At 31.8% G+C, this 20,712-nt stretch carries 20 protein-coding genes; 19 read left to right on the top strand and 1 reads right to left on the bottom strand.

The window, feature by feature from the left end; genetic code table 11:
• Nucleotides 1-33 precede the first annotated feature (33 nt).
• From bsdE14_RS21955 to bsdE14_RS21925, 7 genes are all read left to right on the top strand, one after another.
• Nucleotides 34-1,377 carry a glycine/betaine/sarcosine/D-proline family reductase selenoprotein B gene (locus bsdE14_RS21955; RefSeq protein ID WP_309298142.1) on the top strand — a complete coding sequence of 448 codons (1,344 nt, stop codon included), beginning with the start codon at nt 34-36 and terminating at the stop codon, nt 1,375-1,377.
• Nucleotides 1,378-1,380: 3 nt separating this feature from the next.
• Nucleotides 1,381-2,691 carry a glycine/sarcosine/betaine reductase component B subunit gene (locus bsdE14_RS21950; RefSeq protein WP_264852165.1) on the top strand — a complete coding sequence of 437 codons (1,311 nt, stop codon included), beginning with the start codon at nt 1,381-1,383 and terminating at the stop codon, nt 2,689-2,691.
• 107 nt (nt 2,692-2,798) lie between these two features.
• Nucleotides 2,799-3,605: a hypothetical protein gene (locus tag bsdE14_RS21945; protein ID WP_264852164.1), complete on the top strand. Its 807-nt coding sequence runs from the start codon at nt 2,799-2,801 to the stop codon at nt 3,603-3,605.
• Between the two features lie 282 nt (nt 3,606-3,887).
• Entirely contained in the window at nt 3,888-5,414 is a 1,527-nt protein-coding gene (locus tag bsdE14_RS21940; protein ID WP_264852162.1) for a hypothetical protein, read from the top strand.
• A gap of 114 nt (nt 5,415-5,528) precedes the next feature.
• Nucleotides 5,529-6,239, top strand: coding sequence for an SDR family oxidoreductase (locus tag bsdE14_RS21935; RefSeq protein ID WP_264852161.1), 711 nt, complete (start codon nt 5,529-5,531; stop codon nt 6,237-6,239).
• Between the two features lie 99 nt (nt 6,240-6,338).
• On the top strand, nt 6,339-7,037 hold the full coding sequence (sigK, locus tag bsdE14_RS21930) for an RNA polymerase sporulation sigma factor SigK (protein WP_264852160.1): 699 nt from the start codon (nt 6,339-6,341) through the stop codon (nt 7,035-7,037).
• A gap of 236 nt (nt 7,038-7,273) precedes the next feature.
• Nucleotides 7,274-8,329, top strand: a complete 1,056-nt coding sequence (locus tag bsdE14_RS21925; RefSeq protein WP_264852159.1) for a type IV pilus twitching motility protein PilT — start codon at nt 7,274-7,276, stop codon at nt 8,327-8,329.
• 47 nt (nt 8,330-8,376) lie between these two features.
• On the opposite strand, the gene bsdE14_RS21920 is transcribed toward bsdE14_RS21925, so the two are convergent.
• The gene (locus bsdE14_RS21920; protein WP_264852158.1) at nt 8,377-8,526 is read right to left on the bottom strand and encodes a hypothetical protein; all 150 of its coding nucleotides are present in this window, start codon (nt 8,524-8,526) and stop codon (nt 8,377-8,379) included.
• Nucleotides 8,527-8,933: 407 nt separating this feature from the next.
• Here bsdE14_RS21920 and bsdE14_RS21915 point away from each other — a divergent pair, with 407 nt between their 5' ends.
• The 12 genes from bsdE14_RS21915 to bsdE14_RS21860 all read left to right on the top strand — a co-directional run bounded on the left by bsdE14_RS21915 (nt 8,934) and on the right by bsdE14_RS21860 (nt 20,686).
• Nucleotides 8,934-10,223, top strand: coding sequence for a glycosyltransferase family 2 protein (locus bsdE14_RS21915; protein WP_264852157.1), 1,290 nt, complete (start codon nt 8,934-8,936; stop codon nt 10,221-10,223).
• Nucleotides 10,224-10,400: 177 nt separating this feature from the next.
• Nucleotides 10,401-11,660 (top strand): cell division protein FtsA, encoded by a 1,260-nt coding sequence (gene ftsA / locus bsdE14_RS21910; protein WP_264852156.1) that lies wholly within the window; start codon nt 10,401-10,403, stop codon nt 11,658-11,660.
• Nucleotides 11,661-11,675: 15 nt separating this feature from the next.
• A complete protein-coding gene (gene ftsZ / locus bsdE14_RS21905; RefSeq protein WP_264852155.1) occupies nt 11,676-12,755 on the top strand; it encodes a cell division protein FtsZ in 1,080 nt (359 codons plus the stop codon).
• A gap of 246 nt (nt 12,756-13,001) precedes the next feature.
• Nucleotides 13,002-13,802, top strand: a complete 801-nt coding sequence (gene spoIIGA, locus bsdE14_RS21900; protein WP_264852154.1) for a sigma-E processing peptidase SpoIIGA — start codon at nt 13,002-13,004, stop codon at nt 13,800-13,802.
• A 16-nt stretch (nt 13,803-13,818) separates the two neighbouring features.
• Complete coding sequence (sigE, locus tag bsdE14_RS21895; RefSeq protein ID WP_435382600.1) at nt 13,819-14,526, top strand: RNA polymerase sporulation sigma factor SigE; 708 nt, start codon at nt 13,819-13,821, stop codon at nt 14,524-14,526.
• A gap of 73 nt (nt 14,527-14,599) precedes the next feature.
• A complete protein-coding gene (gene sigG / locus bsdE14_RS21890; protein WP_264852153.1) occupies nt 14,600-15,373 on the top strand; it encodes an RNA polymerase sporulation sigma factor SigG in 774 nt (257 codons plus the stop codon).
• Nucleotides 15,374-15,485: 112 nt separating this feature from the next.
• Nucleotides 15,486-15,749, top strand: a complete 264-nt coding sequence (locus bsdE14_RS21885) for a YlmC/YmxH family sporulation protein (protein ID WP_264852152.1) — start codon at nt 15,486-15,488, stop codon at nt 15,747-15,749.
• 67 nt (nt 15,750-15,816) lie between these two features.
• The gene (nrdR, locus tag bsdE14_RS21880; protein WP_264852323.1) at nt 15,817-16,272 is read left to right on the top strand and encodes a transcriptional regulator NrdR; all 456 of its coding nucleotides are present in this window, start codon (nt 15,817-15,819) and stop codon (nt 16,270-16,272) included.
• A 118-nt stretch (nt 16,273-16,390) separates the two neighbouring features.
• The gene (gene pgeF / locus bsdE14_RS21875; protein ID WP_264852151.1) at nt 16,391-17,098 is read left to right on the top strand and encodes a peptidoglycan editing factor PgeF; all 708 of its coding nucleotides are present in this window, start codon (nt 16,391-16,393) and stop codon (nt 17,096-17,098) included.
• Between the two features lie 44 nt (nt 17,099-17,142).
• Nucleotides 17,143-17,838 (top strand): response regulator transcription factor, encoded by a 696-nt coding sequence (locus bsdE14_RS21870; RefSeq protein ID WP_264852150.1) that lies wholly within the window; start codon nt 17,143-17,145, stop codon nt 17,836-17,838.
• A gap of 1 nt (nt 17,839) precedes the next feature.
• Nucleotides 17,840-19,549 carry a two-component system histidine kinase PnpS gene (gene pnpS / locus bsdE14_RS21865; RefSeq protein WP_264852149.1) on the top strand — a complete coding sequence of 570 codons (1,710 nt, stop codon included), beginning with the start codon at nt 17,840-17,842 and terminating at the stop codon, nt 19,547-19,549.
• Nucleotides 19,550-19,801: 252 nt separating this feature from the next.
• Nucleotides 19,802-20,686: a phosphate ABC transporter substrate-binding protein gene (locus bsdE14_RS21860; protein ID WP_264852148.1), complete on the top strand. Its 885-nt coding sequence runs from the start codon at nt 19,802-19,804 to the stop codon at nt 20,684-20,686.
• The last annotated feature ends 26 nt before the right edge of the window (nt 20,687-20,712 follow it).

Genomic DNA, 20,712 nt, shown 5'->3' with positions numbered 1-20,712 from the left:
TACATTAATTATAATATAAAACTATTGAAAGGAGTGGTTTTATTGGCTTTACTTAAAGCAGTGCATTATATCAACCAATTCTATGCTGGAATTGGCGGAGAGGCCAGGGCAGATATTGGAGTTAGAATTTTGGAGGAAAAAAAGGGACCTGCTATTGGTCTGGAGAAGCTTTGGAATGGCGATATGGAAGTTGCAAAAATAATTGTATGTGGAGACAATTTTATCAATAATGAAGATAATTTACAAAGTATTTATCTTGAAATTAGAGATATTATCAATAAAGAAAAGCCAGATGTATTTATTGCAGGGCCAGCATTTAATGCAGGACGTTATGGAGTAGCCTGTGCAAGATTGTGTGATTATGTGAGAAAAGAGTTAGGAATACCAAGTGTTACAGCAATGTGGCATGAAAATCCAGCTGTGAAAATGTATGTAAAGGACAATTATATAGTACCCACAAGTGAGACAGCTGCTGGAATGTCAAAATCTTTACCCTTACTTGCAAAGCTCTCTTTAAAGCTAGCAAGGAAGGAACCTATTGGACCATCAAGATTTGAAGGTTATTTTAGAACTGGACATAGGTATAATGAATATCACGAAAAAACTGGGGCCGAAAGGGTAGTTGAAATATTACTAAACAAGTTAAATAGTAAGCCCTATATAACTGAAATACCTTTAAGGGGCTTTGAACCAGTGCCACCTGCTTTAAAGATTACAAAACTAAAAGACGTAAGCATTGCTTTTGTTACAACAGGAGGTCTTGTTCCAATGGGTAACCCTGATAAAATAAAGCAAGCCTTTGCCGTTACTTATGGTAGATATGATATTGAAGGAGTAGAATCGTTAAACAAAGGAGTATATGAATCAATTCATGGAGGATATGATACTACCTTTGCAACTAATGATCCAAATCGACTTATTCCATTAGATGAGATGAGAGTACTGGAGAAGAATAGAGAGGTAGGGCGCATATATAAATATTTTTTTACCACCTGCGGTGTAGGGACCAATATAGAAAGCAGTAAGGATATGGGAAGAAGAATAGTTGCTGAATTGAAAAATGCAGGTGTTAGTGCTGCAATCTTAACATCCACATGAGGAACTTGTACGCGTTGCGGTGCAACCATATCAAAAGAAATGGATAGAGCAGGGCTGCCTAATGCACTAGTTACTGCATTTACATCAATAGCCCTTAATGTAGGAGCCAACAGAATAGTATTCGGTGGTGATTTTACTTCGCCAACTGGTAATCCAAACCTTCCACTAGATAGAGAAAAAGCATACAGACGTAAAATATTACAAAAAGCATTAGATGCAATTACTCAAGATGTGTCAAGGCCGACTATTTTTACAGTTGATGAAAGCAGGGAGGTGTAGCAAGTGAAGTTAACAAGACAGTATTTTAATATAAAGGATGTATCGTGGGGAGATACAACATCTCTATCTGAAGGCATTCTTACTTTATGCAAGAAGGATTTAAAAGAACAGGTGAGGGCACTTTTTAAAGCTGTTGAGGATATAGAATTTGAAATTGTAAAACCTAAGGAAAATACTCGCATTATTCATCTACTGGACACAATTCAGCCAATGTATAAACTCAATGGCAATGGTATGCAGTATTCAGGTTTTTTTGGAAGCCCAGTGACTGTTGGAGATGGCACCACAAATATACTTAATGGATTAACTATAATGGAAAGTGCCGCATTGCCATGGGAAAATTCAAGTGCTAGCAGCGGATTGTTATATCCAAGAGATGCTATTATGGACATGACAGGACCAATAGCTGGTTTTACGCCTTTTTGTGATACACTGAACCTTGTTATTTTGTATAAGCTAGCAAAGAATAAGTCATCTATAGAGTATGATAACGACATACGGCTTATTGCTATTAAAATTTCCACATACCTTGCTTCACTAACAAAGGAAATGAAATCTGATGAAACTGTTATATATACAATTGATAAGGTTAATCCAGAGCTTCCAAATGTTGTTCTAGTATGGCAGTGCCAAAACCAAGGGCCTTACGCAAATACATTTTTGTATGGTGAAAGTATCGATAACCTTGTTCCTACATTGCTGGATCCTAATGAACTTCTAGATGGTTGCGTCGTTAGTGGTAATTATGTATGGCCAGCATTTAAAGTTCCCACTTATCTACATACAAATCATCCCATAGTTATGGAACTATACAAAAATCACGGAAAAACTTTGAATTTTAGAGGTGTAATATTCTGCCGCAGTCATAATCCTACTAATTGGCATAAGGAGAGGTGTGCTAATTTTAATGTAAAGCTAGCTAAGTATCTCGATGCCAACGGAATTATCATGGCATGGGAAGGAGGGGGGAATGCAGCCGTTGATGGTATGCTGACTATACAATGTGCCGAGAGAAATATGATAAAGGCATCTACTATAACCTTTGAGTTTGGTGGAGTTGATGGAACAGAGGGAATACTCTTGGTTGATGATGTCCCAGAAGCAAATGCAATTATTAGCGGTGGTTCCATAGAAAAGCATTACATTCTCCCTGAGGTTGAAAGAGTGGTCGGTGGAGATTTTATAAGGTTGAACAAGGAGGCAGGTGGGTATTTTCCCATTTCAAATAAAGCTATTGAGTTTGAAAATACAACGCACTTCTATTTATCAGGCAATCAATCTGGGCATAGCAGGCTTTTTGCTGAAGCTTATTAGTACATGATATTTAAAATGGAAAAAAATTAATTTTTAGCAATAAAACATTAACATTTTAAAAGTATATGCATATAATAAAGCGATATAATGTTTTATTGGAGGAAAATATGTATTATCCTTATGAAATGGAAAATTACTACCCCTATGAAATGGATGATTTTCAATCTTATCAGTATCCAGTAATGTGTCCAATGATGATGTATAATAATTATTTTAGGATGGAAGATCCAGAGGAAGAAAGAAAAATAAAACCACCAGCACAACCAGTGAAATTTGCACAACCACAAGCCATGCCAAAACCTCAGCCAATACCACAAATTATACCTCAAATGCAGCCATCTAACATGCAATTGAATATCAAGCCACAAATGGAACAGCAGCCAATGGAGTTAAATATTAAGCCACAGATGGAACAACAGCCAATGCAATTAAATATTAAGCCTAATATGGAGCCAACGCAATTCGAATTAGATATAAAGCCTAATATGGAACCAACTAAATTTGAATTAGATATACAGCCAAATATACAGCCCAAAATGGAAAATCCAAATATGGAATTGAATATAGAACCTAAAATGGGAACAGTAACTATGGAGCCAATAAAATTAAAATTGTATATAGAACCAGTTATGGAGCCAACAAAAATGCAGCTAATTATACAACCGGTTATGCAGCAAATGCAGCAACCTATGATGCAGCCAATGATTCAACATATGCAACCATGTCCTATGATGCATAAACCTTGTAAGAAGATGAAACCTAAGTGTGAAGAGATGAAGCCTAAATGTGAAAAGATGAAACCTAAGTGTCAAATGATTAATCTAATGGATATGCAATATCCACATATGAGTAATGAAGAATATTACCCAATCATTATGCATGAAATGGGAGAAGACGAACTATTCAATGATTAATATATTGAGAATTTTAGTATTAAACGATAAAACATTACTTATCCAAAAGTAAACTTAATAGCTATATTAATCAATAAGGGAGTACTTATAGGATTTTATGACATTCTATAGGTGCTTCCTTATTTTGTATTAGAGAATGGAAGATATATATAATAAATACACTTTATACCAATATTGTAATAAAATGAGCGCGAAGAAATAGGCATGTGACAATACATGGAATAATATGCAAAAAAATGATATAATGTAAAGAGTATTTTTTTGAATAAGGGGGCTAAATACGTGGAAATGATTAATGAGAAAAAGGTACTTGATTTTTATATTAGTGAAATGGATAAAGATACAATAGTATTTTTACAAAACAAGCCATGGTATAAGAATGAGATTTCTAAGGAAATTTTAAAGCTTAGAGAAGAAAGTGAAATGCATAATAAGATTAAAATATGTAAGAGCCTATGGAAACTTTTGTTTGAGGCATCAATGAGTTATATAGATCCTGATAGAAGGGGCTATGATGACTTGTTTAATTACTTTGATGAGTATGTCAATTTTGAAGAGCTCATTTTTGCATCTGATTCTTTTTATAGAGATCATACTATGCACTGCTTGTGGGTATATTTTTTGGGTGAGTATATTTTCAAAAATCAGGAGTATGGGCCACTTTTTGAAAATTATAATTCAGAAAAAGATAAATTTAAAAAAATGTGCGATGCTATGAGAAGAAGCAATCATCCGGAAATATTTAAAGGAATTATAGATTTAGAAGTCTTACAAGATTATGTGGATAGATATAACGACTCAATGAGATGCTTGGAGGCATTAACTCATGACTTGGGTTACCCGATAAAGAAAATAAACTCCATAAATAAAAATATAAAAAATATACTGCCTCACTTTGGAATAAAAAGTTATAGTGAATTTGATTTTAGCTATTCTGATATACATGATAACTTAATAAAAGATTTTTTAAACTTTATTAGTTACTTTTATAGTTATTCAGTTGATTCTAATAAAGAGTCAGAACGTATTATTAAAAGGGTGCTTGATTTTAATGAATATGACGATATGAAGGGTGTTAAGGAAGAAGAGTTATTAAGTTTAACAGAAGAGGAGATTGAAATACTTAAAGACAATGAGATAAATATGCAAATATTCTATGATTATTCTAGACATATGAGATACTCCAAGGATTTTGAAAACTATCAACATGGAATAATGAGTGCATTTCTTCTATTTAGAAAATTAACTGTATTTAATAGTAAACCATTTACTTATTCTGATTATAAAACAATAAGAACTAATAAATATGATTATATTAAGACAAGTGCACTTGCTTCAATATTAAATGCAATTACCGATCATACTAGTGAAGGGTTTCAAATAAATAAATTTGCTGGTGATTCAGCTTTTCTAACTTTTATAGATGAACTAGAGGAATTTTCAAGGATTTCAAGGGCAAATCAAAATAGACAGTATATTAATGAGTTTTGTAAGTCCAATATATATTTTGAAGATGAATATTTTAATGTTGATTTTATTTTTGATAATACTGAGATAGATAATCTAGATCCTGAAAAAGCCTTTAAGGGACGATGCAAGAGATTTCTTACTCTGTTTGATATTAGTAATTTGGATGATAACTTCAAATTAAAGCTAAAATGCATTGGCAAATTACCTTATGACAATAATGTGTACATGCTAGAAATAAGAAAGAAATATGCAAAAATAACTATAAATAATGAAGAAGAAATAATACCTAATTATTTAAAATCAAAACAGTTTTTGACAAGAGAGGCTTATTCGCAATAAAAGTTATTTAAATATGATATAATTAGTGCAAAATCTATTAATTTAGATAATGTAATACAAAAAGTTATTATTTCTAAAGACAAAATATATTAGAAGAATATAGGAGATATTAAAATGGGATATTGGACAGATAAATGCGTTATTGTAACTGGAGGAACATCAGGACTTGGCAAAAATTTGGTTGTTATGCTAATAAAAAAAGGTGCTAAGGTTGCTTTTTGTGGAAGATCAAAAGAAAAGATGGAAAAGGTACTGAATGAAATAGAAGATAAAAATAGAGTATATTATGATACTTTTGAAATTACCGATGATAATAAAATATCATCCTTTGTTAAAGGCGCTGAGCAAAAACTAGGTTCTATTGATGTACTAATTAATTGTGCAGGTGCAAATACTGCTAGAGCATCAGTTGATGAAATTAATATTGAAGATTTTGATTTAATGTTTAAAATAAATACTGTGGCTCCGTTAGTGTTTATTAAAGAGTGTTATAAAGGCATGAAAGAAAGGAAAGAAGGTTTGATAGTAAACATTCTTTCTACATGCTGCTTGTTTTCAAATGAAGGGTTAGGTTCATATACTGCTTCTAAAAGTGCACTTGATGGATTAACTAAAGTATTAAGAAAGGAAGCAAGAAAAAATAACATAAGGGTATGTTCTGTATATCCAGGTGGAATAAATACTCCTTTTAGACCACAGGAAAGGAAAGAATATTTAAGTCCGGATAGTACAGCAGAAGCAATTTTGAAAGCTCTTGACATAGATAATAATATTGCTTTAGACGAGATTGTATTAAGACCTTTTATTGAATCAAACTATTGTTAGAACTATTTACATATGAAGCAAATAAATTTAACTAAAATAGGAACATAGCCAAGCTATCTGGAATAATATATTAATAAGCACTATTAGGAGGATCAGCTTGTGTTCTTCGTTGAATGTTTATTAGATGTGTTTGGCAGCGTTACTTTTCTAGTTGCTTATATTACTAATGGTAATTCTTTTCCGCAACCATTGGATGAAAAGGAAGAGGAAGGATATTTACTAAAATTAAAGCAAGGGGATCAAGAAGCCAAGAACATACTTGTAGAGCGAAATTTAAGATTAGTTGCTCACATTGTAAAAAAATACTCATACCCTGGAAAAGAAGTAGATGATCTAATTTCTATTGGAACTGTAGGATTAATTAAGGCTATAGATTCTTTTGATTGCAATAAAGGAACTAGGCTTGCCACTTATGCAGCAAGATGCATTGAAAATGAAATATTAATGCTTATAAGAAATAACAAAAAAACAAAAGGTGAAGTATACCTACAGGAGCCTATTGGGATAGACAAGGAAGGAAACGAAATTTCCTTAATGGATGTACTAAGTAGTGATGAAGACTCCATAATTGAAATAGTAGAAAATAAAATACAAGTAAAGAAGTTGTACTCTAAAATTGAAAAGTCTCTAGTACCAAGAGAGCGATTAGTTATTGAAATGAGATATGGGCTAATTGATGGAAAGCCAAAAACACAAAGGGAAATAGCAAAGTTACTTGGAATATCTCGATCATATGTATCTAGGATTGAGAAAAGGGCCTTGAAAAAACTTTTTAAGGAGCTTAACAGCAATAAATAATGGTTTTTAAAAAAGCGTGCCTAAAAATAAAGCATTGAACACGAATTATATGTATAAAAATTATTGTGTTCAATGCTTTAATTTTTGCATTTTAAAAAGAAAAAGCATATTTATGATAAAAAATCCATAAAAAATGTATAAAATTAATAATTTTAATGATAGAATAGGATTTAGGTATAATAACAATTAACTACAAATTTTAATATGTTTTAAATCAAAACTAAAGGGGGATAAAGGTGAGTATTTTAAATGAATTACTAGAAAGAACAGTTAAGGAAGGCGCATCGGATCTACATCTAACAGTAGGAATACCACCAACTATAAGAGTAAATGGAGAATTAGTTCATCTGGACTATAGTAAGATAACTCCTGTTGCTACCGAGGAATTTTCACGAGAAATTTTAAAGGAAGATTATGAGGAATATTTGAAGAGAGGAGAAATAGATACTTCATATTCTATAGCCGGACTTGGAAGGTTTAGAGTAAACATCTTCAAACAAAGAGGAAGTGATGCAATCTCTATAAGAGTTGTTGCATTAAAAATACCAAACTTAGATGAACTTGGATTTCCTCCAGTTTTAAAGGAGCTTACTGAAAAGCAAAGAGGATTAGTTTTAGTTACTGGACCTACTGGAAGTGGTAAGAGTACCACACTCGCAGCTATGATAAATGAAATTAATGCAAATAGAGCAGCACATATTATAACTTTAGAAGATCCTGTTGAATATCTTCATAAACATAATAAATCCATAATAAATCAAAGGGAGATAGGAAAGGATAGCAAAAGCTATCAAAATGCTTTAAAAGCTGTACTTCGTGAAGACCCAGATGTAATTTTAGTTGGTGAAATGAGAGACATAGAAACAATTTCTATTGCTATTACTGCAGCGGAAACTGGTCACTTGGTATTCTCTACGCTTCATACAATTGGTGCTTCAAAGACAATCGATAGAATAATCGATGTTTTTCCACCACATCAGCAGCAGCAAATAAAGATTCAACTTGCGGCTGTTCTACAGGGAATTGTTTCACAGCAGCTTGTTCCTAAAATTAATGATAATGGAAGAATAGCAGCGCTTGAAATCATGATTGCTACACCAGCTATACAAAACTTGGTTAGAGAGGGTAAAACTCATCAAATAGAATCAGCAGTACAAACTGGTGGAAAATATGGGATGAAGACAATGGATATGGCTTTAGCAGAACTTTATAAGAAGAACATTATATCTTATGATAATGCTATGACGTATTCTATAGATAAAGAAATGCTAGGGAGAATAATATCTTTATAAATTTGTAAAAATATAAAATAAGAACCTGAATTTTCAGGTTCTTATAATTAAAATAGCATGTAATCAATTGCTTTTAAACATATGTCATTGTCTGATGTATTATTATAGTTATTATAATTAGTAGAATTTTTGATGATTTCAATTTCATCAAAGCTAATGGATAGGTCCTCAATAATAACATTTGTATTTAAATCCATAATAAACCTCCTAATGCAATTAGAAAAAAGCTGCATTAGCTGATTTACCAGAAGGACTCATCCTTTCGATGTAAAAGTTTGATATTTACATAATAAAATATTTTGTAGCACCACATAAGGGCTACCTCCTTTTTTAATGCTATTTTACAGCAGCAGCTGTTAATAGTCACTTATATATTAACATATTGTGGAAATGATTTCAAATTTAACTTTATAGTATAGAATAGTAAGTATAATGTGTAAAGTTTAAAAATACTGAAAAATTAAGAATATTCAGTTGATGCTAATTATTGCTCTTTATTAATTTGATTTTCTATTGAAATCAAAAAAAATAATAATTATTAAAAATTCTATAGTAATTAAATTATTTTTGTGCTAAAATATGTGTGAACTAGGGGGGATTGATATTGGATATTTTAAATACAATATTGCGCGTTAGTTATACTGCACTCACTAATGTAGTTTTTGTAATCTCAATGTACTATTTATGTATTTCATTTTTTGGTATTTATAGAAAAAAAGAAAATAACGATACAAAACCTGTAAAGAGCTTTGCACTTTTGGTAGCTGCGCATAATGAGGAAACAGTTATTCAAGATATTGTAGTTAGTTTGAAAAGACTAGATTATCCTAAAGAGCTCTATGATATTTTTGTAATTGCTGACAACTGTAGTGATAATACTGCATTAAAGGCTAGAGAAGCAGGGGCTATAGTATGTGAGAGATTTAACAAAACAAAAAAAGGAAAAGGCTATGCATTAGAATGGATGTTTGACAGGCTTTTCAAGATGGAAAAAAAGTATGACTCAGTAGTAATATTTGATGCTGACAATTTAGCTTCAAAGAACTTCTTAAAAGAAATGAACAAAAAATTATGTGAAGGATATAAGGTTGTTCAAGGATACTTAGACAGCAAAAACCCTACAGACACATGGATTACTGGAAGTTATTCCATTTCCTTTTGGACTTCAAATAGAATGTTTCAGCTTTCAAGAAGAAACTTAGGTTTATCAAATCAATTAGGTGGAACAGGTTTTTGCATAGATACCACTATTCTTAAAGAATTAGGATGGGGTGCAACTTGTCTAACTGAGGACTTAGAGTTTACATGTAAATTAGTTCTAAATGGATACAAGGTAGGTTGGGCACATGAGGCAGTAATCTATGATGAAAAACCTTTAGGACTCGCTCAGTCTTGGTGGCAGAGAAAAAGATGGATGCAAGGGTTTGCTGATGTATCAAGCAGATACTTCTTTAAACTTCTTAAAAAGGCCATTAAAGAACGCAGCATTACCGCCCTTGATTGTGCGCTATATAGTATACAGCCAATTGTCACAATACTTTTGGGACTTGCAATGATACTAAGCGGTATTGATAAAGGCATGAATTTTATGGGTCAACTTGATAAAATTCAAAGTGGGGCTGTATTAAATTCCTTAAATGTCGCTCAGTATAATTTGATAACTATAGTAGCCTTATTGGTTGGAATACTTCAGTTTATTTATACTCCATTTATTTTAGTATTAGAAAAAAAATTGAACTTTAAAATATTTATCTATTATTTACTATACCCAGTGTATGCTATTACTTGGCTTCCAATTTCTATACAAGGAATAATTGATAGAAATAAAAAAGAATGGAGTCACACAGTACATACAAGAAGTGTTAATATAACAGATTTGGAAAAAGTTAATTAAAGGTTAAAGGAAAAGTTTTAAACTTTTCCTTTTTTTTTATTAATTTTTATCTGTATTTAAAATTATATTACAAAAAAAATTAAAATATGATAAAAAATAAATAATTTTAAGAGGAAAAAAAATATTTGTGTTGAATATATAACTTAAGGGTTCTCTTGTAAGGGGGGAAGAGGCTGAATGAGTGATTACATAGTCGGAATTGATATTGGATCTTCAAAAGTTTGTGCTGCAGTTGGCAGAGTAGATAAACAAGGTAGGATGCAAATTGTTGGTATTACATCTGTACCTTGTGTTGGACTCAAAAAGGGAGTAGTTGTTGACATTGACAGCACCTCTGATTCCATAAAAAATTGTATTGAACAATTAGAGAGAATGGTAGATACTCAAATACACGGCGCATATATTTGCTTGCCAGGTGGAATAAGCGAGTTAATTCCTAGTAAAGGTGTTGTTGCTGTTTCATCTGATGATAGAGAAATAAAGAATGGTGATGTTGATAGGGTTATAAAAGCTGCGAAAGTGGTTGCTATACCTTCAGACAAAGCTATTATTGGTATATTACCTGAGCAGTTTATAGTAGATGGCTATGAAAATATAAAGGACCCTATTGGAATGTCAGGCTTGAGGCTGGAAGTTGATGCTAAGTTAATTGCAGCTCAAGCAACTATAGTTAATAATATTTGCAAGAGTGTATCTAAATCAGGACTTGATATTAATGGAATAGTATTAGAATCAGTAGCAATATCACAAGTAGTACTTACAAAGGAAGAAATGTCACTTGGTACAGCACTTGTAGATGTTGGAGCTGAAACAATAGATATTTCTATTTATAAGGGTGGAAATTTAGTAAATACATCTACGATTCCACTTGGTGGAAGTACTATAACTAATGATATTTCTCTTTGCTTAAAGATTTCAGCTACTGAGGCTGAAAAATTAAAAATCAAGTATGGAAGCGTACAAAATGCAGTAAAACCCTATGATGAGAAAATTACTGTAAATGCAGGATATAATAATGTAGTGCAGGTTGACTACATTATGCTTACAGAAATTATTCAGGCTAGAGTTGAGGAATTATTTTATTTTATTTATAAAAAGCTTAAAGAAAATAATTATTATGACGAAATATCAGGTATAGTTATTGTTGGAGGAGGCATTTCATTATTTAAAGGTATTAGTGAATTTGGCGATAATATTTTGAGTAAGCCTATTAGAATAGGGATACCTGAATATGTTGGTGCTTCTAGTCCTACATATGCAGCTGCTGTTGGAGTCATAAAGGATGCAGTAAGCTGTTTAAAGCTTACAAATGTAGCTGAGAGCAATAGTGAACTAAGTAGTAAAGGTTCATTTGCAGCATATAAAGAAAAAGAAAATACCAGTGAAGGTAGCAGTGTCATAACAAAAATTAAGAACTTTTTTGTAGAATTTTTTTAATAAGGAGGTATTACTGTGCTTGATTTTGATGTTGAAATTCAACAATTTGCACAAATAAAAGTTATCGGATGCGGTGGCGGTGGTAACAACGCTGTTAATAGAATGATTAAAAATGGTCTAAAAAATGTGGAGTTTATCGCTATTAATACAGATAAACAAGCTTTAATGCTTTCACAAGCATCTCAGAAGATACAAATAGGTGATAAATTAACTAAAGGTCTAGGAGCAGGAGCAAATCCTGAAATCGGACAAAAGGCCGCAGAAGAGAGTAAAGAAGAAATTGCACAAGCTATAAAAGGTGCTGATATGGTATTTATTACCGCAGGTATGGGCGGTGGTACAGGAACAGGTTCTGCTCCTGTAATTGCTGAGATAGCAAAATCTATGGGAATTTTAACTGTAGGTGTAGTAACAAAGCCATTCCCATTTGAAGGAAGAAAAAGAATGCTTCATGCTGAAATGGGCATAAATAGTCTTAAAGAAAAGGTTGATACTCTTGTAACCATACCAAATGAAAGACTTCTTTCCATAGTTGATAAGAAGACTCCTTTAACTGAGTCCTTCAAGTTGGCTGATGATGTGTTAAGACAAGGTGTACAGGGGATTTCAGACCTTATTACAATACCAGGTCTTGTTAATCTTGACTTTGCAGATGTTAGAACTATTATGTTAAATAGAGGCCTAGCTCATATGGGGACTGGTCTTGGAAAAGGTGATAATAGAGCACAAGATGCGGCTAAACAAGCTATATCAAGTCCTTTATTAGAAACTTCAATTATTGGCGCTACTGGAGTGTTACTTAACATAACGGGTGGACCGGACTTTTCACTTATAGAAATGAATGAAGCTGCAGAAATTGTTCAAAATGCAGCAGACCCTGATGCTAATATAATTGTAGGTGCAGTTATCGATGAAAATCTTAAGGATGAAATTAGAATAACTGTTATAGCAACTGGTTTTGAAGAATTAAAGAAAGAAATCCCTGGAAGCAAAGCTGTACCAGGTAAAGAAGAAGCTGCTTTAACTCTAGAAAAGGAAGAATACCTAGAAAGTGATATTGAAATACCTGCATTTTTAAGAAGAAAAAAGAGATAAAATAATAATGAGGATGTCTAAACTTTGACATCCTTTTTATTTTTTTGAAATAAATAAGCTAGAATTGAGCAGATGATAATATTTCATTGCTCTTTTTTTGCTACATCGCTTTTTTTGAATGAATATTAGTCTATGTAAATGTAAAATATTCCCGTTTTTTGAGTTATAAAAATGAGGCATACATTTATAAAATGACAAAATTTTGAAGTTTGCAGGTATATAATAAATTTAAAGGAGGGAGGAGGAGTGGTAGTATATTTAGATACTTTGCTATTAGTGAACTTCATTGTAAACTATTTTCTGTTGGATATAACTTCTCAAACAGTTAAAATTCCATCTAAGAATAGAAATTTAGTTTTGTCAAGTTTTCTAGGAAGTTTATACGTAATTGCATTATTGTATCCTAAGGCAGTTATTTTTACAACATTACCATTTAAAATTGCTGTATCAATTGTTATGATTTTGATTTGCTTCAAACAACGGGACGTAATAGTTAATTTAAAAATTACTGGCATCTTTATACTATACTCTATGCTCCTAGCGGGAGTTTGCTTTTATTTGAATATAAGTAGAGGAAACGAACCAGAATTCTCAAGTGTTATATATAGTTTTCCTTATGAATGGCTATTAATTTCCTTAATGATTGTTTATTTGATTATACATAGACTAGTGGTTTTTATTAAAGATAGAAGAGATATAAGTACTCTTATATTTATAGTGGACATTGTTACAAAGGATAATAAAAAGAGAGTTAAGGCGTTTTTAGATACCGGTAATGAATTGAGAGAACCAGCAACAAATCTGCCGGTTATTATTGTAGAAAAGGAAGCTATGCTGGATGTTAATTTAGAAAAATATGATAAATTTTATATTCCGTATCAGGTAGTAAATGGCTATTCAGATAAAATGCAGGGGTTCAAACCTGACCATGTTGAGGTATATTATGGGAATAAAGTTCAATATGCAGAGGTAATAGTTGCATTCTGTGATAATAAACTAAGCAATTATAACGACTATGATGCACTACTATCTCGAGGAATTATTTAGAGTATGGGGGGAAATTATGTTTAAGTTAAAAATATTATTGAATAGGATACTAATACGATTTAAATGGTTTGCAAAAAAGGTATATTATATAGGTGGTAATGATGCGCTTCCACCTCCTTTGAGCAAGGAAGAAGAGGATGACCTTGTTTGCAAGCTAGTTACAGGAGATGAGAGTGTACGCTCCATACTTATAGAAAGAAACCTTAGATTAGTAGTATACATTGCAAGGAAATTCGAAAATACAGGGGTTAATGTTGAAGATTTAATATCAGTTGGAACTATTGGACTCATAAAGGCAGTTAATACCTTTGATCCAAATAAGAAGATAAAGCTAGCTACATATGGCTCAAGATGTATTGAAAATGAAATACTTATGTATCTAAGAAGAAACAGCAAGGTGAAGGCAGAAATTTCTTTTTATGAACCTCTGAACATTGATTGGGATGGTAACGAACTATTGCTTTCTGATATTTTAGGCACAGAAAATGATTCTGTATATAACCTGATAGAAGATGAAGTGGATAAGCAGCTTTTGCTGGTGGCTATGAAGAAGCTAAGCATTAGAGAAAAAGAGATAGTTCAGCTAAGGTTTGGGCTTAATGGACAGGGTGAGAAAACTCAAAAGGAAGTTGCCGATATGCTTGGAATTTCACAGTCCTATATATCCAGGCTGGAAAAGAGAATAATTAAAAGATTAAAGAAGGAAATAAATAAAATGATTTAAGGTTGTCTTTAGTATAAAATTGCCCCAAAGGGAGATAATTTAAATGCGACTATTCAAAAGGGGCTGATACTACATGATGATAAATAAAGTTGAAATTTGCGGCGTGAACACTGCAAAGCTACCAGTTTTAAAGGAAGCTGAGATGAGAAGGCTTTTAATGAGTATGAAGGATGGTGACCAAGAATCCAGAGAGAAGTTTATTAGAGGGAACCTAAGACTGGTGCTGAGCGTAATACAAAGATTCAATAATAGAGGAGAAAATGTTGACGATTTATTTCAAGTTGGATGCATTGGCCTTATCAAAGCTATTGATAATTTTGACTTATCTCAGAATGTAAAATTTTCTACATATGCAGTTCCAATGATAATTGGTGAAATAAGAAGATATTTGCGTGATAACAACTCAATAAGAGTAAGCAGGTCATTAAGAGACATAGCATACAGAGCCCTGCAGGTTAGAGATAAACTAGTAAATGAAAACAACAAAGAGCCAACTATTTCGCAAATAGCAAAGGAACTTAAGGTACCAAGAGAAGAAGTGGTATTTGCACTTGATGCTATACAAGATCCTGTATCATTGTTTGAACCAATTTATCATGATGGCGGAGATGCCATATATGTTATGGATCAAATCAGCGATAGTAAAAATATAGATGAGTCCTGGCTTGAAAATATTTCCATAAAAGAAGCCATGAAAAAACTAAATGATAGAGAAAAATTAATACTTACATTAAGATTTTTTGATGGAAGAACTCAAATGGAAGTTGCTGATGAAATAGGAATTTCACAAGCACAGGTATCAAGACTTGAAAAAACTGCATTAAGACATATGAGAAAGTATGTTTAGAGCCAATTTTGGCTCTTTTTTATTTTATTTTCAAAAAATGCATTTTACATAGTGATTATTCATATAAATTTATAAGGTGATTTATAAAATTTTAACGAAGGTGGGAATTTATATGGAAAAGTCATTATATTCAATAGGAAACTTAAGATCCATGGAAGTTATTGATACTTCCACAGGAGCAAAGCTAGGATATATAAAAGACTTGAAAATAGATTGTAATGAATATAAAATTATATCTATCATTCTTCCAGATCAGAAGGTGTCATGGTTTGGTAAATCTGAAGGAATAGAAATTCCGTGGGAAAAGGTAACAAAAGTAGGGATAGATGTAGTTTTAATTGATGGCAGCGATCTGAATCTTGACGATAAGGAGTAGAAAATATTTAGAATCAGAGGTATAATAATTATTAACAACTATTTTGACAAAAGGGTGTGTGAGCAAAGTGAAGTGTCCTTTCTGCAACCATGAAGAAAGTAAAGTGGTAGACTCTAGGTCTACTGAGGATGATATGGCCATAAGAAGAAGAAGAGAATGTCTTAAGTGTTCTAAAAGATACACTACTTATGAAAAAATTGAGGATATTCCAATTTTAGTTATAAAAAAGAATTCTAATCGAGAAAGTTTTGATAAGTCAAAAATAATAAATGGAGTTTTAAAAGCATGCCAAAAAAGGCCTGTTTCTAGAGCACAAATTGAAGAAATAGCTAATGAAGTTGAAAAGCAGCTCAGTAATCAAATGCTAACTGAAGTCAAATCAGAATATATTGGAGAAATGATAATGTCTTATTTAAAGGATATTGATGAAGTATCTTATGTAAGGTTTGCATCTGTATACAGACAATTCAAAGATATCAATACCTTTATGGAGGAAATTAAAAATTTGATGATTACTAAATAATGCCCTATGGGCATTTTTATTATGTTAAGAATTAGTTAATTTAGTTAAAAGATTTTTATTTACTACAGCTTATTTGCTATTAATGTTAAAATAATGTTAGTATGGGTAGGTGAAACGAGTGGAAACTAATATTGAAAATTATAAGTTTATTTCATTTAAAGAAACAGGGATGGAATGTGTTTTCTCTACTGCTGAAGGAAAGCTTAACTTTAAGATAGATGGGGAACAGGGAATTTTTAATATAGAAAAGCTTAAGAAATGGTTTAATGTTGATTCAGTTGGATACTTAGAACAAATTCACAGTGATAAGATATACAAATATGATGGCAGTACCTACATAGGTGATGCCTTAATAACTAATAATAAAAATATTGCTATAGGAGTTTTTACTGCCGATTGTGTGCCTGTTTTACTTTATGATTTGGAGAAGCATTCAATAGCTGCTGTTCATAGTGGGTGGAAGGGCACACTAGCTGATATTGTCCCTAAAACTATAGATGCTTTGAAAAATACCTATAACTCTAAGCCTGAAAATATTACAGCATATATTGGACCACATAATAAAGTTTGTTGCTATGAGGTTGGAGAAAACCTAATTTCTAATTTTAAAAAGCATAACCTGTATAGTAACATAGAAATTTCAAAAGGTAAAAACTTAGATTTAGAAGCCTGTATTAAAGCCCAGTTACTAAGTAAAGGGGTGCAAAAGACTAACATTCATACTTTGGATATGTGTACCTTTTGCAATACAGATTATAAACTTCACTCTTACAGAAAAGCCGCTAATGAAAGCGGTAGAATGTTCTCATTTATAATATTAAGATAATATAAATTTACATAACTCAAAAAGAAAAAATGAGGAGGTATATTATGTCTCAGGAAAAAGTAATTATCGTAGATGATGAAGAGCATATACAGGAATTGATAAAGTTTAACCTGGAAAATATGGGGTACAAGGTATTGTGTTCTGGTAATGGTATAGAGGCTCTAAAGCTTGTAAAAAATGAGCATCCTGATTTAGTTTTGCTAGATTTAATGTTACCTGGCATGGATGGGTTTGAGGTTTGTAAAGAGATAAGAAAGGACAATAATATCTCAAATATTCCAATTATAATGATAACTGCTAAAGGTGAAGAATTGGACAGAATACTTGGACTTGAGCTTGGAGCTGATGATTACATTACCAAACCTTTTTCAGTAAGAGAACTTACTGCAAGGGTAAAAGCAGTTTTAAGGAGAACAACATTTCAGCCAGTTGAAAAGTCCTTTAAATTCGATAATATTGTAGTTGATTTTGAAAAACATGAGGTATTGAAGGATGCTAAAAAGGTAGAATTAACATTAAAGGAATTTGAATTGTTAGAAATTCTTATAAAAAATAAGGGCAGGGTTATGACAAGAGACTTTTTACTAGATAAAATATGGGGATATGAGTATATAGGTGAAACTAGAACAGTAGATGTGCATATAAGGCACTTGAGACAAAAAATAGAAGATGATGATAAGAATCCAAAGTATATTGAAACCATTAGGGGAGTTGGATACAGATTTAATTTAGGTGAATAAGATGAAAAAGAAATTAATATTTACTATATTATCAATTTTAACCTGCAGCTTTATAGTGTTGACTGCACTATTTACAATTATTATTAATCATCAGTATACTGAAAATACCAAAAAGACTTTAAAACAAAATAATGATGTGCTTATAAGCTTTTTTAATACTGAAAATATTAAGGATAAAGAAACTCTATTTAAAAAAAATTATAGTTCAGTAGATATTAGAGTAACCTTAATTGATAAAGAAGGAAAAGTTATATATGATTCAGTGGCCGATAGAGAAACTATGGATAATCATAATACCAGAAAAGAAGTGCTAGATGCTAGGGTAATTGGCAATGGGTTTAGCGAAAGATTTAGTCATTCAATAAATAAAAATATGCTCTACTATGCTACAGCCTTTGGTGATGGTTATATAATGAGAAGCTCTATGCCAATGGCGATTATAACTAACTTTGAAGAAACATATTTAAGATATTATATTATAACAGTAATATTGGTTTTAGCTATGGCTATGGCTGTTTCACTAAAATTTTCTCAAGTTATTTTAGAGCCAATAAAAAACCTGCAGTTTATTACTTCACAGGTAGCCTATGGTGAACTTGATAGAAGAGTAAAGGCAATTAAGGATGATGAAATAGGACAACTTGCAAAAACTTTTAATAATATGGCTGATAAACTTCAGGATACTTTAAAAGACGTAACAGATAAACAAAACAGACTTAGTGCTATTCTGCAGAGTATGGATAGTGGTGTTATAGCAATAGATAAAAATAATAAGGTTATAATGATTAATTCCTGTGCAGAAGATATATTTGGAATAAATAGAGATATAATTGGATTAAACCTATTAGATATTATAAGAAATTTTGAGCTTGAAGAAGTCTTTAAAAATAAACATGAAAACAATAGAGAATTGAAAATATGGTGGCCTAAGGAAAGGGAATTAAGAATAAAAACCACTGACATAAGAAATGAGTGGGGATTAATCGGTACAGTTGCTGTTGTACAGGATATTACTGATTTAAAGAGACTTGAAAATATGCGTTCTGAATTTGTGGCTAATGTATCCCACGAGTTAAAAACCCCATTAACCTCAATTAAAGGCTTTGCTGAAACTTTAAAATATGTTGATGATGCTGCCACAAAAGAAAAATTCCTTAACATAATAGATGACGAAGCCGAAAGACTAACAAGGCTTATAAATGATATTCTTACACTTTCCTATATAGAGCAGCATGGTGAAAGCAAAACTGAGTCAATTAACGTTAATGAGATAATTGAAAATGTGTATAACTTACTTAAAAACACTGCTGACCTTAAAAAAATCAATGTAGAAATTTTAGGAGATAAAGTACCAGAGCTGGTTGGGGATAGAGATAGGTTTAAACAGATGGTTTTAAACCTTGTGGATAATGCTATAAAATATTCAGAAGAGAGTGATAAGGTATTTGTTGAAACAAAGGTGGAAGAAAATAATGTGGTGCTTTCGGTTCGAGATACTGGAGTAGGAATGACTAAAGAGCATCAAGAAAGGATATTCGAAAGGTTTTACAGAGTTGATAAAGCTAGATCTAGAGCTCAAGGGGGAACTGGATTAGGTCTTGCTATTGTAAAACATATAATACTTAGCTTAAATGGCACTATTGATGTTGAAAGTGAATTGGGAGTAGGAACAAAATTTACTATAAAGATTCCAATTAATAGAACAGAGTAATCTGTTCTTTTTTTATTTCTTACACTTAATACTAAGTACAAGTTAGAAATATTACAAAAATAAATCAAGTTTATACATATAAGCTAATACTATTGAGGAAAATAATATCAGTTTATATATTACTCAAAAGTAGTTTACTTTTAATGTATGTTAATTATGCTTAACAATACGATAATATTCGATTAACTTTAACAATATATAATCAATATTGTAGAAACGTTAAAGCATGAAATGAATTGGAGGAATAAAAATATGAAAAAGACAGGTCTAAAAGCTATTATTGCTGCACTTTCAATAACATTTGTTGCAGGTGCTTTTGTAGGATGTGGAAATAAAGAAGAAAAATCAGCAAACAATAAAGAATTATCAGGAACTATAACGGCAGCAGGTTCCACTGCTCTTCAGCCTTTGGCTGAACAAGTTGCAAAGCAATTTAATGATAATAATCCAGGAGTAACTGTTAATGTACAAGGCGGAGGAAGCGGAACTGGACTTACTCAAGTATCTCAAGGCTCTATTGACATTGGAAACTCAGACATATTTGCAGAGGAAAAGCTTAAGGCAGAGGATGCTAAAGTCCTTGTAGACCACAAGGTTGCAGTAGTTGGTTTTGCAGTAGTTACAAATAGCAAAGTTAAGGTAACTAACTTAACAAAAGCTCAACTTATAGATATATTCACTGGGAAGGTAACTAACTGGAAAGAAGTTGGTGGAGATGACATGAAAATTCAAATAATAAACAGACCAAAGTCTTCTGGTACAAGAGCAACCTTTAAGAAGTATGGTCTTGATGGTAAGGATGAAGTTGAAGGAGTAGGCCTTCAAGAGGATTCCAGTGGGTTAGTTCAAAAGACAATACAATCAACAGATGGTTCAATAGGATATCTAGCACTTAGCTATTTAACTACAGATGTTAGAAAGTCAATAAATGTATTAAAGCTTGATGGATTAGATGCAAATAAAGAGAATATTACTGCTGGAAAATACCCAATATGGTCCTATGAACACATGTATACTAAAGGTGAGCCAAAAGAACTTATAAAGGCTTATATAGATTATATGTCAAAAGACGAAGTAAAACCTATACTTGATAAATTAGGATACATTTCAGTAAAGGACATGAAAGTTACAAGATAGCTTATAAGACTGGCTGCATTTTACAG

It is taken from the genome of Clostridium omnivorum, assembly GCF_026012015.1.
Classification (GTDB): Bacteria; Bacillota; Clostridia; order Clostridiales; family Clostridiaceae; genus Clostridium_AX; species Clostridium_AX omnivorum.
The sequence above is the reverse complement of the archived record's forward strand: the minus strand, read 5'-3'. Positions and strand labels throughout refer to the sequence as shown.

What these genes read in the sequence shown, in the direction of transcription:
- bsdE14_RS21945 (WP_264852164.1), top strand. Translation starts at nt 2,799, where the DNA reads ATGTATTATCCTTATGAAATGGAAAATTACTACCCCTATGAAATGGAT.
- bsdE14_RS21935 (WP_264852161.1), top strand. Translation starts at nt 5,529, where the DNA reads ATGGGATATTGGACAGATAAATGCGTTATTGTAACTGGAGGAACATCA.
- bsdE14_RS21920 (WP_264852158.1), bottom strand. Translation starts at nt 8,526, where the DNA reads ATGGATTTAAATACAAATGTTATTATTGAGGACCTATCCATTAGCTTT.
- ftsA (WP_264852156.1), top strand. Translation starts at nt 10,401, where the DNA reads ATGAGTGATTACATAGTCGGAATTGATATTGGATCTTCAAAAGTTTGT.
- sigE (WP_435382600.1), top strand. Translation starts at nt 13,819, where the DNA reads ATGTTTAAGTTAAAAATATTATTGAATAGGATACTAATACGATTTAAA.
- sigG (WP_264852153.1), top strand. Translation starts at nt 14,600, where the DNA reads ATGATGATAAATAAAGTTGAAATTTGCGGCGTGAACACTGCAAAGCTA.
- bsdE14_RS21885 (WP_264852152.1), top strand. Translation starts at nt 15,486, where the DNA reads ATGGAAAAGTCATTATATTCAATAGGAAACTTAAGATCCATGGAAGTT.
- bsdE14_RS21870 (WP_264852150.1), top strand. Translation starts at nt 17,143, where the DNA reads ATGTCTCAGGAAAAAGTAATTATCGTAGATGATGAAGAGCATATACAG.
- pnpS (WP_264852149.1), top strand. Translation starts at nt 17,840, where the DNA reads ATGAAAAAGAAATTAATATTTACTATATTATCAATTTTAACCTGCAGC.
- bsdE14_RS21860 (WP_264852148.1), top strand. Translation starts at nt 19,802, where the DNA reads ATGAAAAAGACAGGTCTAAAAGCTATTATTGCTGCACTTTCAATAACA.